The sequence below is a fragment of the Stenotrophomonas maltophilia group sp. RY12688 genome, assembly GCF_052149045.1.
Lineage (GTDB): Bacteria > Pseudomonadota > Gammaproteobacteria > Xanthomonadales > Xanthomonadaceae > Stenotrophomonas > Stenotrophomonas sepilia.
The window spans coordinates 1,027,635-1,041,179 of sequence record NZ_CP197389.1 but is presented as its reverse complement, the minus strand read 5'-3'; the positions used below and the strand labels follow the sequence as shown (position 1 = coordinate 1,041,179).

14 protein-coding genes are annotated in these 13,545 nt (G+C 67.3%); 12 read left to right on the top strand and 2 right to left on the bottom strand.

All coding sequences use genetic code 11. The features are described from left to right. Positions 1–61 precede the first annotated feature (61 nt). Genes sufC through ACS0OT_RS04835 form a run of 3 tightly spaced genes read left to right on the top strand, consistent with a single transcriptional unit; the run spans position 62 to position 3,341 of the window. Positions 62–826 carry a Fe-S cluster assembly ATPase SufC gene (gene sufC, locus ACS0OT_RS04845; RefSeq protein ID WP_019337095.1) on the top strand — a complete coding sequence of 255 codons (765 nt, stop codon included), beginning with the start codon at positions 62–64 and terminating at the stop codon, positions 824–826. Next, the gene (sufD, locus tag ACS0OT_RS04840) at positions 826–2,088 is read left to right on the top strand and encodes a Fe-S cluster assembly protein SufD (protein WP_065185846.1); all 1,263 of its coding nucleotides are present in this window, start codon (positions 826–828) and stop codon (positions 2,086–2,088) included. The genes sufC and sufD overlap by 1 nt, the downstream gene beginning before the upstream one ends. Continuing rightward, entirely contained in the window at positions 2,085–3,341 is a 1,257-nt protein-coding gene (locus tag ACS0OT_RS04835) for a cysteine desulfurase (RefSeq protein WP_065177924.1), read from the top strand. The genes sufD and ACS0OT_RS04835 overlap by 4 nt, the downstream gene beginning before the upstream one ends. 15 nt (positions 3,342–3,356) lie before the next feature. On the opposite strand, the gene ACS0OT_RS04830 is transcribed toward ACS0OT_RS04835, so the two are convergent. Together ACS0OT_RS04830 and ACS0OT_RS04825 are read right to left on the bottom strand one after the other, a co-directional pair. After that, positions 3,357–3,770, bottom strand: a complete 414-nt coding sequence (locus tag ACS0OT_RS04830) for a transposase (RefSeq protein ID WP_428992621.1) — start codon at positions 3,768–3,770, stop codon at positions 3,357–3,359. Continuing rightward, positions 3,767–3,928, bottom strand: coding sequence for a transposase (locus ACS0OT_RS04825; RefSeq protein ID WP_428992622.1), 162 nt, complete (start codon positions 3,926–3,928; stop codon positions 3,767–3,769). Before ACS0OT_RS04825 ends, ACS0OT_RS04830 begins: the two co-directional genes overlap by 4 nt. Before the next feature lie 306 nt (positions 3,929–4,234). On the opposite strand from ACS0OT_RS04825, the gene ACS0OT_RS04820 reads away from it, so the two are divergent. The 9 genes from ACS0OT_RS04820 to ACS0OT_RS04780 all read left to right on the top strand — a co-directional run bounded on the left by ACS0OT_RS04820 (position 4,235) and on the right by ACS0OT_RS04780 (position 13,543). After that, the gene (locus ACS0OT_RS04820; RefSeq protein WP_065177925.1) at positions 4,235–4,774 is read left to right on the top strand and encodes a GNAT family N-acetyltransferase; all 540 of its coding nucleotides are present in this window, start codon (positions 4,235–4,237) and stop codon (positions 4,772–4,774) included. Next, positions 4,771–5,103 carry a non-heme iron oxygenase ferredoxin subunit gene (locus tag ACS0OT_RS04815; RefSeq protein ID WP_005415593.1) on the top strand — a complete coding sequence of 111 codons (333 nt, stop codon included), beginning with the start codon at positions 4,771–4,773 and terminating at the stop codon, positions 5,101–5,103. Before ACS0OT_RS04820 ends, ACS0OT_RS04815 begins: the two co-directional genes overlap by 4 nt. 175 nt (positions 5,104–5,278) lie before the next feature. Continuing rightward, positions 5,279–5,683, top strand: a complete 405-nt coding sequence (locus ACS0OT_RS04810) for a hypothetical protein (protein ID WP_065185843.1) — start codon at positions 5,279–5,281, stop codon at positions 5,681–5,683. Between the two features lie 149 nt (positions 5,684–5,832). After that, entirely contained in the window at positions 5,833–8,124 is a 2,292-nt protein-coding gene (locus ACS0OT_RS04805; protein ID WP_442256060.1) for a TonB-dependent receptor, read from the top strand. Positions 8,125–8,195: 71 nt separating this feature from the next. After that, positions 8,196–8,915 carry a tetratricopeptide repeat protein gene (locus ACS0OT_RS04800; RefSeq protein WP_442256059.1) on the top strand — a complete coding sequence of 240 codons (720 nt, stop codon included), beginning with the start codon at positions 8,196–8,198 and terminating at the stop codon, positions 8,913–8,915. 10 nt (positions 8,916–8,925) lie between these two features. Then, the gene (locus tag ACS0OT_RS04795) at positions 8,926–9,603 is read left to right on the top strand and encodes a Fe2+-dependent dioxygenase (protein ID WP_442256058.1); all 678 of its coding nucleotides are present in this window, start codon (positions 8,926–8,928) and stop codon (positions 9,601–9,603) included. 164 nt (positions 9,604–9,767) lie between these two features. Continuing rightward, positions 9,768–10,169, top strand: coding sequence for a hypothetical protein (locus ACS0OT_RS04790; protein WP_053496847.1), 402 nt, complete (start codon positions 9,768–9,770; stop codon positions 10,167–10,169). A gap of 145 nt (positions 10,170–10,314) precedes the next feature. Then, positions 10,315–12,735 (top strand): TonB-dependent receptor domain-containing protein, encoded by a 2,421-nt coding sequence (locus ACS0OT_RS04785; RefSeq protein WP_171955864.1) that lies wholly within the window; start codon positions 10,315–10,317, stop codon positions 12,733–12,735. Between the two features lie 169 nt (positions 12,736–12,904). Then, positions 12,905–13,543: a PepSY-associated TM helix domain-containing protein gene (locus tag ACS0OT_RS04780; RefSeq protein WP_053496843.1), complete on the top strand. Its 639-nt coding sequence runs from the start codon at positions 12,905–12,907 to the stop codon at positions 13,541–13,543. Positions 13,544–13,545: the final 2 nt, after the last annotated feature.

The window sequence follows — 13,545 nt, the reverse complement described above, 5'->3', positions numbered from 1 at the left end:
GCCCCTCGCAAACGCATTCTCTTTACCGGCGGGCCGCGGCCCGCCCCACGGAAACCCCACCATGCTGAAGATCGAAAACCTCCACGCCCGCATCGGCGACAAGGAAATCCTCAAGGGCCTGTCGCTGGACGTCCAGCCGGGCCAGGTGCACGCCATCATGGGCCCCAACGGCGCCGGCAAGTCCACCCTGGGCAATGTCCTGGCCGGCCGCGACGGCTACGAAGTGACCGAAGGCAGCGTGCAGTTCGACGGCGTCGACCTGCTGGAGCAGGACCCGGAAGCGCGTGCCGCTGCCGGCCTGTTCCTGGCGTTCCAGTACCCGGTGGAGATCCCGGGCGTGAACAACACCTACTTCCTGCGCGCGGCACTGAACGCCCAGCGCAAGGCACGCGGTGAGGAGGAACTCGATTCCATGCAGTTCCTCAAGCTGGTGCGCCAGAAGCTGGCCGTGCTGCACCTGAAGGACGAACTGCTGCACCGTGGCGTCAACGAAGGCTTCTCCGGCGGCGAAAAGAAGCGCAACGAGATCTTCCAGCTGGCCGTGCTGGAACCGAAGCTGGCCATCCTCGACGAAACCGACTCGGGCCTGGACATCGATGCACTGAAGAGCGTGGCCGATGGTGTCAACGCACTGCGCGCTGCTGATCGCTCGTTCCTGGTCATCACCCACTACCAGCGCCTGCTGGACTACATCAAGCCGGACGTGGTGCACGTGCTGGCCGATGGCCGCATCGTCAAGAGTGGCGGCCCGGAGCTGGCACTGGAGCTGGAAGCGCACGGCTATGATTTCCTGAAGGACCGGGTCGTGCCCGAGGCGGCGGTCTGATGAGCGCCCTGCTTGATTCGATGGCCCAGGCCTTCTGCGGCAGCGATGCGCGCCGCGAAGTGCTGGATGCGGCCCTGCGTGACGGCCTGCCGGCCGCCCGCAACGAAGCCTGGAAGTACACCTCGCTGCGCCAGCTGGAACGCCGTGCGTTCGCGGCTGCACCGCTGCAGGGCCCGGCGCTGGACGCCGCCCTGCTGGAGGACATTCCGGCACCGCGCCTGGTGTTCGTCAATGGCCGCCTGGACGCCGCACTGAGCGACGTGCAGGCCCTGCCGGCCGGCGTGCAGCTGCAGCCGCTGTCGGCTGCACTGGCTGCGGGCGAGGACGCCGTGCGTTTCCTCGGCCGCCGCTACGAGCGCAGCGAAGAGATCTTCGCCCGCCTCAATGCCGCGCTGGCCGATGAAGGCGTGGTGCTGCGCGTGGATGAAGGCGTGCAGGTCGAAGCGCCGCTGCAGCTGGTGTTCGCCAGTGTGGCCGGCGAGACCGACCTGGCCTGGCATCACCGCCACCTGATCGAACTGCGTGCCGGCGCCAGCCTCGGCGTGGTCGAGCACCGCTTCAGCGTGGGTGACTCCGCCCACCTGGACAACACCGTGCTGCATGCCCACGTCGCGCGCGACGCCGTGCTCAAGCACGCCCGCGTGCAGGCCGGCAGCGCGCGCCAGACCAGCTTCCTGCGTACCGACGCGGTGCTGGCCCGCGACGCGCAGTACCACCGCGTCGACCTGGAACTGGGCGCCGCGCTCAGCCGCCATGAACTGAACGTGCGCCTGGAAGGCGACAACGCCCAGCTGACCGCCAACGGCGTGCTGCTCGGCAATGGCCGCCGCCACGTCGAGACCCGGCTGGGTATCGATCACATCGCGCGCGATACCGCCTGCGAACTGCTGTGGCGCGGCGTTGCCGCCAACCGCAGCCGTGTGGTGTTCCATGGCGGCATCCAGATCCGCGAAGGCGCCGACGGCACCGATGCGAACCTGTCCAACAAGAACCTGCTGCTATCGGCCGACGCCGAGATCGATACCCAGCCGACGCTGGTGATCGACGCCGATGAAGTGAAGGCCGCGCATGGCGCCACCGTCGGCCAGCTCGATGCCAATGCGCTGTTCTACCTGCGCTCGCGCGGCCTGCCGCAGGCACAGGCGCAGGCGCTGCTGAGCGCCGCGTTCTGCCATGAGCCGCTGAAGATCCTGCCGGAAGCCCTGCGCGAGCAGCTGGCACGCCGTTTGGACAAGGCCCTGGCCGAGGCAGGTGTGGCATGAACCTGTCCACGCCGCGCCCGATCGAAGAACGCACCGGCGCCCCCGACTGGGACCGCGTCCGCCTCGACTTCCCGCTGCTGATGCGCGAAGTGCACGGCAAGCCGCTGGTCTATTTCGACAATGCCAACACCGGCCAGAAGCCGGTGCAGGTGATCGGCGCGGTGGACGAGTTCTACCGCCGTTACAACGCCAACGTCAGCCGCGCGGTGCATGCACTGGGCAGCGAAGCTACCGACGCCTACGAAGGCGCGCGCAACACGCTGGCCCGCTTCCTCAACGTGCGCCCCAGCGACCTGGTGCTGTGCAGCGGCACCACCTTCGCCATCAACCTGGTGGCGTATTCGTGGGCGCTGCCGCGGCTGAAGGCCGGCGACGTGATCCTGGTGTCGCGCATGGAGCACCATGCCAACATCGTGCCGTGGCAGCTGGTCGCGCAGCGTACCGGTGCCACCATCCGCGTGGCCGAGATCACTCCCGATGGTGCGCTGGACCTGGATGCGCTGCGCGCGGCGATGACCCCGGAGGTCAGGCTGCTGGCGGTCACCCATGTCTCCAACGTGCTGGGCACGGTCAACCCGGTGCGCGAGATCTGCCGCGAAGCGCGCAAGCGCGGCATCATCACCGTGGTCGATGGCTCGCAGGCCGTGCCACACCGCAAGGTCGACGTCGCCGCGATCGGCTGCGATTTCTACGCGATCACCGGCCACAAGATGTGCGGTCCGACCGGCACCGGCGCGCTGTGGGCCCGTCGCGAGCACCTGGACGCGATGCCGCCGTTCCTCGGCGGCGGCGAGATGATCAAGGAAGTCAGCTTCGACGGCACCGTGTTCAACGACGCCCCGCACAAGTTCGAAGCCGGCACCCCGAACATCGCCGGTTTCATCGGCCTGGGCGTGGCCGCCGACTACCTGCAGCAGCTTGGCCAGGACAACGTGGAAGCGCGCGAAGCCGAACTGCTGGCGCACTTCACCGAAGAGCTGCGCCGCGTCGATGGCCTGCGCATCATCGGCCAGGCACCGGAGAAGGCCGCCGTGGTCTCGTTCCTGATCGAGGGTGCGCATGCCCACGACCTGGCCACCCTGCTCGACCTGGAAGGCGTGGCCGTGCGATCGGGCCAGCACTGCGCACACCCGCTGCTGCAGTACTTCGGCGTCGCCGCCACCTGCCGCGCCTCGCTGGCGTTCTACAACACGCACGCCGAGATCGAGCGGTTCATGACCGCGCTGACCAAGGTACGCAAGCTGCTGGGGTAACCCCGGCAGACGGGGTCAGATCCCTTTCGCATCGCGAAAGGGCTCTGACCCCGCTAGCGAACCGGCCAACCGTCGCTGCGACCGCAATGCTCGCCGGATCGCCACCACATCCGCGGCAGGAATTCCCTCCTCGATGAACGCCGCATAGCGCCTGCGCCGTTCATCCAGATCCAGGGCAATCAGTTCGAATGCCGAATGCGGCTTGAGCAGCGCATTCGGCCTGCCGTGCGCATTCGCCCGATAGCTCGACCAGCGATAGTCCCCTGGGCGCGCCACCCTTCCCGCACGGACAGGGTTGAGCTCGATGTAGCGCTGGCAGGCCAGCAGATAGCGATCCGTATCGACCAGCGTCGAGTAGAAACGCCCCTCCCACAGGGTTCCCGTGCGGCCCTGCCGATCATTCACCCGCCGCACGTAGGTCCGGCTCACGGCCTGTAGGTCCGGCTCACGGCCTGCATCATCCGTGACAGCCCGCCGGAGACATCAGGCGTCACCAGCAGATGAACGTGATTGTCCATCAGCACATACGCGTGGACCCGGCAGTGCTGCTGGTCCGCGTGCTGGCACAGCAGGCGCAAGTAGGCCACACGGTCGCCATCGGTGAAAAACACGGGCTGGCGATTGTTGCCACGTTGAACGACATGTTGCGGGTGACCGGGCGCATCGATGCGTGGTGGCCTTGGCATGGGCTTCTGCTGGGAACAGGGGTCAGAGCCCTTCGCTGCGCAAAGGGATCTGACCCCGAGCATCTGCCGATTCCGGGCCCGCGCCAGTCGGTCCATGGCCTGCCGTTGAGTCAGTAGATACCGGGGTCAGATCCCTTTCGCGTTGCGAAAGGGATCTGACCCCACTCCCCCATTTGCGCCCGCCCACTGCCCACCTAAAATGCCCCCATGAGCACCCTGACCTTCCGCGCCGCCACGCCGGCCGACATCCCCGCCCTGATCGCCCTTGTCACCTCGGCCTACCGTGGCGACGCCAGCCGCGTGGGCTGGACTACCGAAGCCGACCTGCTGGATGGCGCCCGCATCGACGCCGAAGGCATCCAGGCCGACCTGGACCGCCCCCGCTCCACCATCCTGCTGGCCGAGCGCGAAGGCGTTCTTGTGGCCTGCGCCCACGTTGCCGACGTTGAGGGCAAGGGCTACTTCGGCATGTTCTCGGTCGACCCCGCACAGCAGGGCGGCGGCGTCGGCAAGCAGCTGATGGACGCCGCCGAAGCCCACGCCGCACGCGAATGGAACGTGCCGGTGATGCAGATGACGGTGATCGACGTACGCGACGAACTGATCGCCTTCTACGAGCGTCGTGGCTACCAGCGGACCGGCATCAAGAAACCCTTCCCATATGGCGACGAACGCTTCGGCATCCCCAAGCGCGACGACCTGCGCTTCGAGATCCTGGAAAAACCGCTGGCCGGAGCGGCCGCGTGAGCGATACCTGGACCTTCGTGTGCGCCAGCAACGAGCTGCTGCCCGGTGAAATGAAGAGCGTGTTCGACGAGGTGACCGGCACCCCGATCGTGGTGTTCAACCTCGACGGCGAGCTGTACGCGCTGGAAGACCAGTGCACGCACGAGGAATTCGAGCTGTCCTCGGGCGAGTTCAACACCGCCGAAGGCAGCGTGGAGTGCGTGCTGCACGGCGCGCGCTTCGACGTACGCGATGGCCGCGCCCTGTGCGCACCGGCCTATACCCCGGTGCCCAAGTTCCCGGTGAAGCGCGAACACGACGCCGTCTGGACGCGCGACGACCGGGATTGAGGCGGCGCCCCGACCTGGGGTACCCACCCATGGGCTGGATCTGCAGGAGGCCCCGCAAGGGCCTTCGCAGGGCGTTCCCCGGCCGCCCCGGCGTCCCGCAGCACCCCGTACATGCGAATCATTATCGTTGATGTTATTCTACGTAACATCTTCGTAACGACTTCGCCCTCGCGCCATGGCATCGCCCGCGCCCACTGCCACGTTGTGCCAGCTCGCCCGCCAGGGGTGGCCACTGGCCGTGGCCGTGCTGCTGACGCTGCTGCTGGGCTGGTCGGCGCTGCACGAAGGACGCAGCAACGCCCCGACTACCCAAGGGTGGCAGGCACATGCCGAAGGCTTGCGCCAGGTCATGCCATTGCCGGCGCCGTCGGCAGACGAATGCCCGCAACATGCTGCACCTGCACCGGAGCCGCCGATTGAGGGTGAGGGCAACACGCCCTGCACCGGAGTGGCACTCCTGCGCGCGCCCCTGGTCGCACATATCCCGCTATGGCGCTCCGATGCCCTGCGCCGGCAACTGCACGATCCCGCACTGCGCTTGAACCCCGGCCACGCACCGCCCGCACCGCACGCCAGCTGAGGCGCCCTGCGGCTGTTGCCGTGCGCCTGAAGTCGTTCGCCGCATCGCCGGGCATCAGCTCGGCTCTACAGAAGACGCTCCCTCCCTGTCGTCGCGCTGTCTGCGCTTCGGCCTTCGCCGTTTCCCGATCCACGCCACTACCCAAAGCCATGACCCACATCACGTCCCGCAAGCACGCCCCGCGCGTTTCCCTGCTCGCCACCGCCACCCTGGCCGCAGGCTTCGCGCCGCTGGCCGCGCAGGCTGCCGACAGCGCTGATGCCGCATCCAGCAAGGCCACCGACCTGGACAAGGTGCAGGTGCGCGGCAGCTGGTTCAATCCGTCCTCGCCGAAGTTCACCGCCGAACTGCTGGACACCCCCAAGTCAGTGTCGATCGTGTCGGAGAAGCTGATCGCCGAAACCGGTGCGACCAACCTGCAGGATGCGCTGCGCATGGTGCCGGGCATCACCTTCGGTGCCGGCGAAGGCGGCAACCCGACCGGCGACCGCCCCTTCATCCGTGGCTTCGATTCGCAGAGCAACGTCTTCGTCGACGGCCTGCGCGACGTCGGCTCGCAGACCCGCGAGATCTTCGATCTGGAGCAGGTGGAAGTGGTCAAGGGCCCGAGCTCGGCCTACGGTGGCCGTGATTCCGGTGGTGGCAGCCTGAACCTGGTGAGCAAGACGCCGAAGCTGAAGAACGAGACCAACGCCAGCATGGGCATCGGTACCGACAGCTACGCACGCGGCACCGTGGACGCCAACTACGTCCTGGGCGACGGCATCGCCGCCCGCCTGAACCTGATGAAGCACGAATCGGACATCGCTGGCCGCGACGCCGCCAATGTCAGCCGCTGGGGCATCGCGCCGTCGATTGCATTCGGCCTGAACGGCCCGGCGCAGCTGATCGCCAGCCACTACCACATGCAGAGCGATGACCTGCCGGACGCCGGTGGTTTCCCCTACGGCAACCCGAACGGTGCGCCGGCCTCGAAGTGGGTCGACGGCCGCCCGATGGTGCCGGACCGCAACAACTACTACGGCCTGGTCGACCGTGACTTCCAGCGCACCCGTGCCGACATCAGCACGCTGGATGCCAGCTACGATTTCGGCGGCCACAAGCTGCGCAACATCGCGCGCCTGGGCAACACCAGCAACGATTACCTGTGGACCCAGCCGGACGACAGCCAGGGCAACCCGAACAACTACGGCACCTTGTGGCGCCGTACCAACGCCCGCGCCGTCGACGTCAAGAGCTTCGCCGACCAGCTGGGCCTGACCGGTGCCTTCCAGACCGGCGCGCTCAAGCACAGCTACAGCGCTGGCGTGGAATACAGCGACGAGAAGATGACCCGCGGCAGCTACCTGATGACGCCGGGCACCAGCAACCCGCTCACCGGCAACAGCAAGTGCCCGACCACCGGCGCGGCCACCGGCTACAACTGCACCGATTTCGCCAATCCGGATCCGCGCGATCCGTGGGCAGCCACCCATTCGGTGTACCGCAGCGACAAGGCACTGGACGTCGAGCAGCGCACCAGGACCACCTCCGCCTACGTGTTCGACACCATCGAGCTCAATGAGCAGTGGATGATCAACCTCGGCCTGCGCTACGACGACTTCCGCACCACCCTGACCACCCCGGTGGCCGGCAAGGCACCGACCCGCGTGCGCAACAGCAACGACTTCCTGAACTACCAGGCCGGTGTGGTGTTCAAGCCGGCCGCCAACGGCAGCATCTACCTGTCGTGGGGCACCTCCTCGACCCCGCCGGGCATGGACGGTGGTGACGGTTCGGACGGCCTGAGCGCCGCCGTGGCCGACCTCAAGCCGCAGGACACCAGGAACCTCGAACTGGGCACCAAGTGGGACCTGTTCGACCAGCGCCTGAACCTGACCGCAGCGATCTTCCACACCGTGATGAACAACGCACGCGTGACGGTCGACAACGGCACCAGCCAGAACGCCGGCAAGAAGGAGATCAACGGCTTCGAACTGGGCTTCACCGGCCAGCTGACCGACGCCTGGAGCCTGTACGGCGGCTACACCTACCTGGACTCGGAACTGAAGGACAACGGTTTCGTCTGTGGCGCACCGGTGGGCCGCACCTGCCCGTCCAACGTGTACGTGCCGTCGCCATACAACGGCAACGTGTTCCCGAACACTGCCAAGCACAGCGCCAACCTGTGGACCACCTACCGCTTCCCGATCGGCCTGACCATCGGCGCCGGCGCGTTCTACTCGGACAAGCAGTACGGTGATGTCGCCAACACCAAGTGGATCCCGAGCTACACCCGCTTCGACGCGATGGCCAGCTACGCGATCCAGGACAACATCAGCCTGCAGCTCAACGTGCAGAACCTGACCGACAAGACCTACTTCACCAAGGCCTATGCCTCGCACTACGCGAGCATCGCCCCGGGTCGCTCGGCCACCCTGGCACTGAACGTCAAGTTCTGATGTAACGGCGCTCCACCACGGCGGCAGGGGCTCCTGCCGCCGTTTTTGTTTCCGGCGATACTCACCCCATCATGGCACCCCGTACCCCCATCGACAGCGACGCCCTGGCCGAGCTGCTCCAGCACGATCCACAGGCTGCGTTCGCACGCGTGCGCGACGCCGCACAGGCCGGGCAGGTCGAGGCGCAGCTGCTGCTCGCGCAGATGCACATGGAAGGTAAAGGCACCGCGCAGGACGCCTCGGCTGCGCTGCTCTGGTACGAAACCGCCGCCAACAACGGCGCGCCGATGGCGATGAACATGCTCGGCCGCTGCCATGAGCTGGGCCAGGGCACCACGCCCGATCCCACGCTGGCCGCGGTGTGGTACCGGCGCGCGGCCGACACCAGGCTGGACTGGGGCCTGTACAACCTGGCCAACCTGCTGGCCACCGGCCGCGGCGTGCCCCAGGACCGCGCGCAGGCACTGGCCCTGTACACCCGTGCCGCGCACCTGGGCCATGCCAAATCGATGAACCTGCTGGCCCGGCATCTCGAAGACGGGCTGGATACCGCGGCTGATCCGCAGGCGGCGCTCGCCTGGTACCAGCGCGCGGCCGAGGCCGGTGATTTCCGCGGCCAGGCCAACTACGCCTCGATCCTGCTGCAGGCCGGCCAGGTCGAGCAGGCCGTGCACTGGCTACGGCTCGCCCTGGCGCACGGCAGCCCGGCGTTCATGGCGCACATCGTGCCGGAACTGGCCGCGTCGCCGCATCCGCAGGTGCGCGCCCTGGTCGCACCGCCGTCCCTCTGAGGAGCCCCGCATGCTGCTGCACATCCCCGACATTCTCAGCGCCGACCAGGTGGCCGGCTTCCGGCGCCGCCTCGACGACGCCGATTGGACCGATGGCCGCGAAACCGTGGGGCATCTGGGCGCACAGGCCAAGCACAACCAGCAGCTGCCCGAGGCTTCCCCGCTGCGCCGCGAACTGGGCGAGATCATCCTCTTCGCGCTGGCCCGGCACCCGCTGTTCTTCAGCGCCGCGCTGCCGCTGAAGTACCTGCCGCCGCGCTTCAACCGCTACAGCGGTGGCGGCGCCTATGGCTACCACGTCGATGGTGCGGTGATGAACCTGGTCAATGGCGAGCAGCTGCGCTCGGACATCTCCTGCACCCTGTTCCTGTCCGCGCCCGAGGAGTACGAAGGCGGCGAGCTGATCATCAGCGACACCTACGGCGAGCACGAAGTGAAGCTGCCGGCCGGCGACCTGGTCGTGTACCCGTCCAGCAGCCTGCACCAGGTGCGGCCGGTTACCCGTGGCGCACGCGTGGCTTCTTTCTTCTGGGTGCAGAGCATGATCCGCGACGACGTGCAGCGCCGCCTGTTGTGGGAAATGGATGGCTCGATCGAGCGCCTGCGGCAGACCGGCGGCGACGCCGAGGCGATCCTGCAGCTGACCGGCGTGTACCACAACCTTTTGCGGCGCTGGAGCGAAGTCTGAGCCTTGCCGGGCCGGCCTGCGGCATTTTGGCAATCATTCTCATTTGCAACAGCTAACGGCTCTCATTACAATCACGCCCCGTTGATGCCGGCCGCTGCCGGCAGACCCCTGGGGACCCCTGCTTGCTGCGTCCGCTTCGCCCTCGCCCACTCATCCATCGCAAGATGGGCACCGCCATGCGCGGCCAGCGTCCGGCGCTGGCCAGCCTGCTGGCATGGGTGGCGATGCTGGCGTTGCTGCTGGGCACCCTGCCACTGCTGCCACAGGCCCAGGCCGGAATGGCCATGCAGATGCCGCTGGAAGAGCGCGGTGGCGAAAGTCCCCTGCAGGAAGAGGCGCCGGCCAAGCTGCGCCGCTGTGCCGCCACCCCGGTGAAAGCGGCCGAGCAGGCACACCCGCCGTTGCTGCTGGCCAGCCACTGGCTGCGCACTGAACTCGAACTCGTACCCGCCACGCCGGCCATGCCCGGCGTGCGCCCGGACTGGCCGCTGGCCGCTCCGGACACGCCCTGGGCCGATGCGCCCGGGCGCCGCCAGCAACGCGGCCAGGCGCCGCCGCTCGCCTGATCCACGGCCTGGCGTGACCGCCTGCGCGGTCGCGCCTGCACGCCGCTGTCTGCTTCATCCCTGCCGCCCCTGACCGGGCCTTCCGTGCCTGCCGCGCCCTTCGCGCACGGCATCGCGCCACCCTGCATCCTTCGAGGTAACTGCCATGGCCCAGCGCCATCGTGTCCGTTCGTCCCTGTCCCGTACCCTGCTGACCAGCGCCGTGCTGGCGGCTTTCGCCAGCCCCGCCTTCGCCCACGGTGACGCCGCCGGCGCACCGCAGACGCTGGACAAGGTGGTGGTCACTGCCTCCGGCTTCGAACAGAAGGTGATCGATGCCCCGGCCAGCATCAGCGTGGTCAGCCGCGAGGAACTGAGCAAGCGCCCCTATACCAGCCTGGTCGACGCGCTGCGCGACGTCGAAGGCATCGACGTGGGCCTGGAAGCGACCGACAAGAACGGCCGCGCCACCGTGTCGATGCGCGGCCTGCCGTCCGAGTACACCCTGGTGCTGATCGACGGCCGCCGCCAGAGCAATGTCGGCCAGATCTATCCGAACAACTTCGGTGGCGGCCAGTTCGCCTACCTGCCGCCGCTGGAGGCGATCGAACGCATCGAAGTCGTGCGCGGGCCGATGTCCACGCTGTACGGCTCGGACGCGATGGGCGGCGTCATCAACATCATCACCCGCCGCAACCAGGACAGCTGGCACGGCTCGGTCAGCCAGAGCTTCACCGTGCAGCAGGACGACCAGTTCGGCGATGCGCGCACCACCGACCTCTACCTCAGCGGCCCACTGCTGAAGGACCGCCTCAGCCTGGCGGTACGCGGCAGCTACTACGATGCCAAGGCATCGAACCCGGAATGGGATGCATTGTCCCTTCCCGACGGCAGCCTGTGGGAGCGCAGCATCGGCTTCGGCGGTGGCGGCAAGTCGGTCGCCAACACCAACTGGAATACCGGGGTGCGCCTGGACTTCCGCATCAACGACGATCACGAACTGTGGCTGGACTACGACGTGTCGCGGCAGAAATACGACAACAGCGAAGGCCAGACCGGCACGCTGGACAGCCTGGCCAGCCTGTGGCGCGTCGGCAATGCGGTGATCCCCAACCCGAACGGCAGCGGCACCGTCACCCGCCGTGTGGTGCAGCCGCGCGTGGGCTACACCGCCTACCAGCGCTACGAGCGCGATCAGCTATCGTTGACCCACCAGGGCCGCTACAGCTTCGGCACCTGGCAGACTTCGCTGACCCACAGCAAGAGCAGCAATCTCGGCCGTTCTCTGCCGCTGACCCTGGACGAGCGTGCCAACCTGCAGACGCTGTGGAATGACGTCTGCCGTCGCACCGGCGCTTCCAACAACTGCGCGGCCGGCCGTGGCAATGCGCTGGCCGCACTCCATCCCAGCGAGATGGCGCGCCTGCAGGCGTTCCTGCCGCGCCCGCTGCGCACCATGGAACTGGAAGGCTACGTGCTCGACACGATGCTCGACCTGGACTTCGGCGCACACAAGCTGACGGTGGGTGGCCAGTACAACAACACTGACATGGTCGATGGCGTGTTCGGCATGGATGGCGCCGGCTACCGCAGCAACGTCAAGCAGAAACACCGCATGTGGGCGCTGTTCGCCGAGGACAACTGGGCGCTGACCGACACCCTCACCGCCACCTTCGGCCTGCGCTACGACGACCACAACGTGTTCGGCAGCCACGTTAGTCCGCGTGGCTACCTGGTGTGGAACGCCAGCGATGCGTGGACCTTCAAGGGCGGCGTCAGCACCGGCTACAAGACCCCGCGACCGGACCAGCTGTTCCCGGGCATCACCGGCTTCGGTGGCCAGGGCGTGCTGCCGTTGGTGGGTTCGCCGAACCTGAAGCCTGAAACCAGCACCAACTACGAGCTGGCCGCCTACTACGAGGGCCAGCGCTGGGGCTTCAACGTCACCGGCTTCTTCAACACGTTCGAAGACAAGATCGCCAGCGGCGGCACCTTCCCCAACTGCGAAGTGGCGCGCGCCGGCAGCGGCTACTGCGTGGACATCGGCCCGGGTTGGGCGGCACTGGGCTACAGCACCTTCACCCAGAGCGTGAACATCGACAAGGCCGAGACCCGCGGTGCCGAACTGGCCGCGCATGTCGACCTGCTCGACACTCTGCAGCTGCGCGGCAACTACACCTGGACGAAGAGTGAGCAGACCAGTGGCGCACAGAAGGGGTTGCCGATCAGCGGCACCATGCCGGCAAGACACATGGCCAACGCCAGCCTCAACTGGCAGATCAATGAAGCGGTCAGCCTGTCGCTGATCGGTGAGGGCCGCTACGACCGCTACCGCGACACGCTGCTGGATGCCAACGGCGCCAGCCACACCCGCTACTACGAGGACTACACGATCTTCCATCTCGGTGGCAGCTGGAAGGCCACGCCCTGGCTGACGGTGAACGCGCGGGTCAACAACCTGCTCGACAAGGATTTCGTCTCGCAGTCGTGCCTGTTGATCAGCCAGAGCGAATTCAACTGCGTGGACGACTATGCGACCAAGGACCAGCGCCGCAGCTACTGGATTTCGCTGAACGCGAAGTTCTGATCGCCGCGCCCTGCTCCTGCTCCACGCATGGCGTGGATCTACCGATCGGTAGTGCCGGCCGCTGGCCGGCACCCCGGAATGCCTGCTCCGGGATACAGAACGACACGCAATTGCGAGCTATTCTCATCAATGATGTAATGGGCAGTCCCCGTCCGCTTCGAACCGTGCCGTGAGCCGTCCTGCCTCTTCCACCGTGCAGCAGCAACAGAACCGTGGCTTCTGGCTGCGGACGCTGCACCAGTGGCACTGGATCAGCTCCGCGGTTTGCCTGATCGGCATGCTGCTGTTCGCGGTGACCGGCCTGACTCTTAACCATGCCGCGAAGATCGAGGCCAAACCCCAGGTGCAGAACCAGCACCTGGAACTGCCGGCCGCGCTGCTGGGCCAGCTGGGCACGCGCGAGGACGGCAACGCGCCGATTCCGCGCCCGGCCCGGCAATGGCTGGACACGCAGCTGGGCATCGCCATCGGTGGGCGCCCGGCCGAGTGGTCGGCCGAGGAGATCTACCTGTCGCTGCCGCGCCCCGGTGGCGACGCCTGGCTGAGCATCGACCGCGAAACCGGCGCGGTGGAGTACGAATCGACCTCGCGCGGCGTGGTCTCCTACCTCAATGACCTGCACAAGGGCCGCAACGCAGGCCCGGCGTGGGGATGGTTCCTGGACCTGTTCGCCGTGGCCTGCCTGGTGTTCTGCATCACCGGCCTGTTCCTGCTGCACCTGCATGCGCGGCAACGGCGCATGACCTGGCCGCTGGTCGGCCTCGGCCTGATGATCCCGCTGTTGATCGCCCTGCTGCTGATCCACTGACT